Here is a 2,398-nt window from a genome sequence, read left to right on the forward strand (position 1 = left end):
ATATGCTTTATCGACATCTTTGTGCATGCTCAAAAGTTCCCGCACAAAACTCAATTGAAGAAAAAATAAAACACGCCGCTAGGTTGCCCAGTGAAGAGAAAGAAAATAGGACTATAATTGTAGACTCACTTGACGGGCATGCACATAATTTATATGGCTCTTTCCCAGATATGGCTTATATAATTAATCCAGAAGGTACGGTAATTTTCAGAGGCGACTGGAACATACCATCAGAGGTTCGTCGCGTGCTAGCCCAAGGCAGAAATGAAATTCATAAACGTGATCACTATGAGCCTGGCAAACCTTCTATTTTTCTAACTTTACGAGTATTAATTAGGGCGGGCCTCAATTCACTTTGGGATTTTACTATAGGTCTCCCGGAACTTTTAAGCATGCACAAAGATGTCGATAAAGCATATGAAAAGCAAACGAAGAATCAGTAATTAAGCTAGTACTTAGCTCATCACTATGGGCACCTGTCACAGCATGGCCATCCAAGCGTTGTGTTGCATTCCCATGTGACGCCGTCTATACATTTCTCGCTCCAGACTTGCCAGCAATTACCTGGATTGGTAGGATCACACTCCGTCATACTCATAGTAGTCTTACACCCCGGGTCGTTGTGGCAACCAAAATGCGCACCATCATCACCATCACAAGCGCATCCGCCAGGAACATACTTACATGCTGAAGAGCACGCGATTGCGATCTGATAGTGATGGTCGTGAAAGCTCCAGTTGGTTACAAAAAAAGTCATGCCTTTATTGTCTAAGTAGAGTTTGCCAAACGGATCTTCGGTTATAGTAACCGAGTGACTTGATCTGTGATCACTATAACGAACGAAATAGTGGTGATTTGGGCAGTGTACATCAACTTTGTCGGCCCTGGCATGACCTACAGCATGACGCTTAGTAACAACGTTCACACAATCTGGTATAGATTCATTGCACGCTTGCGGGATAGTGTGTGGAATATCAGATGGAACATCAGCCCTGCCGTCGGGAAGTGTTGTACGACCAGCGAATCTCTCTATACCGTCAGAGTCCTCAAAAGATATATCGGAGCAGCCGAGGAATGTTTGATAAAACCCGTCAAGATCTGGATCTTGATTAGAAAACTTCACCGTTACAGCATCCTCATTCCAGTTAATTACGACTACGTTTACATTATCGTTCTGATCAACATCTATGTTATGAATGTTGGGCGCTTCATCAGGGCAGTTGAAATGGAGGACGTGAATAGCATCTGCAGAAAGTTCCATAAACTCAGTCTCAACGGAGACACAGTTAGGTACTCCGTCACATTCCTCTCTAGATGACAATATTGAATCGTTTGACGTGGAATTACTGCATGATGAAATTATTCCGACCACAAACAATAGCGGTAAAATTATTAGAGCTTTTTTCTTCATTTTCCCCCATCCTAAAGAAGTATTATAAGGCATAATAGGTCAATCAATTTCATAAGTGTAGATTGATAAATGATATATGCATTCTTATAAATATAACTGAAATATAGAATCAATAGCGCTGGTCTATCAGCCTTCTCCCCGAATACAGATTTTAATAATGCTGAGGCTAATTTATCAAACTTCATAAGATAACCACAAAGACCTATAAATAGTGATTGTATGAGTTTTCTTTCTCTGTTATTTTTTACTACAAATATAGATGGGGGATCTATTAATATGAAAATGATCAGTCTTGATGGCGAAAACATAGAAGTACAAAATACAGTTATAGAGCTTTTCAAAAAATCAATTACAGGTTCTGTGCTTAGTAGTAACGACCCTGGATACGATGGAGCCCGGGTGATTTTTAATGGAATGTTTGATATCAAACCAGCATTAATAGTACAAACACAAACAGTTGAGGATGTAATAAATTGTGTAAACTTCGCTCGAGATCATAAGATTTTACTATCTATCAGAGGTGGAGGTCACAGCGCAGCCGGTAAGGCGCTGTGCGAAGGTGGAATAACAATCGACTTAAGGAAGATGAATGATGTAGTGGTTGATGCGCAAAATTTTACTGCACATGTTGGAGGCGGAGCTCTATTAGGCGATATGGACAGAGCGACGCAGCAATACGGTCTTAGTGCCCCTGCTGGTATAGTGTCTGACACTGGTGTTGCTGGTCTTACTTTAGGAGCTGGGTTTGGATGGATCAGAAGTAAATACGGTCTTAGTATCGACAACCTTTTATCTGTAGATATTGTCACTGCCGATGGTCAGCTCGTACATGCAAGCGAATCGGAGAATGAGGATTTATTTTGGGCTGTGAGAGGAGGAAGCGGCAATTTTGGTGTAGTTACTACATTTAAATTCCGTTTGCATCCCGTCGGGCCCGAAGTTATGTTCTCTGGCCCCATTTACTCTACTGAAAACGCAAAAGAGATA

The 2,398-nt window shown here is 41.2% G+C and carries 3 protein-coding genes; 2 read left to right on the top strand and 1 reads right to left on the bottom strand.

What is annotated here, in order from left to right:
* The coding region (locus AAF462_11600) for a hypothetical protein (GenBank protein MEM7009767.1) at nucleotides 1-443 on the top strand (443 nt) is incomplete at its 5' end.
* A gap of 23 nt (nucleotides 444-466) precedes the next feature.
* Here AAF462_11600 and AAF462_11605 read toward each other — a convergent pair.
* Nucleotides 467-1,411 carry a hypothetical protein gene (locus tag AAF462_11605; protein MEM7009768.1) on the bottom strand — a complete coding sequence of 315 codons (945 nt, stop codon included), beginning with the start codon at nucleotides 1,409-1,411 and terminating at the stop codon, nucleotides 467-469.
* A 276-nt stretch (nucleotides 1,412-1,687) separates the two neighbouring features.
* Between AAF462_11605 and AAF462_11610 the strand changes: the two genes are divergently transcribed.
* On the top strand, nucleotides 1,688-2,398 hold a 711-nt coding region (locus tag AAF462_11610; protein MEM7009769.1), incomplete at its 3' end, for an FAD-binding oxidoreductase.

The sequence above is a fragment of the Thermodesulfobacteriota bacterium genome, assembly GCA_039028315.1.
Taxonomy (GTDB): domain Bacteria; phylum Desulfobacterota_D; class UBA1144; order Nemesobacterales; family UBA2774; genus CR02bin9.

Bases quoted from the DNA above. Each gene is read 5' to 3' on its own strand.
- AAF462_11605 (MEM7009768.1), bottom strand. From the start codon at position 1,411: ATGAAGAAAAAAGCTCTAATAATTTTACCGCTATTGTTTGTGGTCGGA.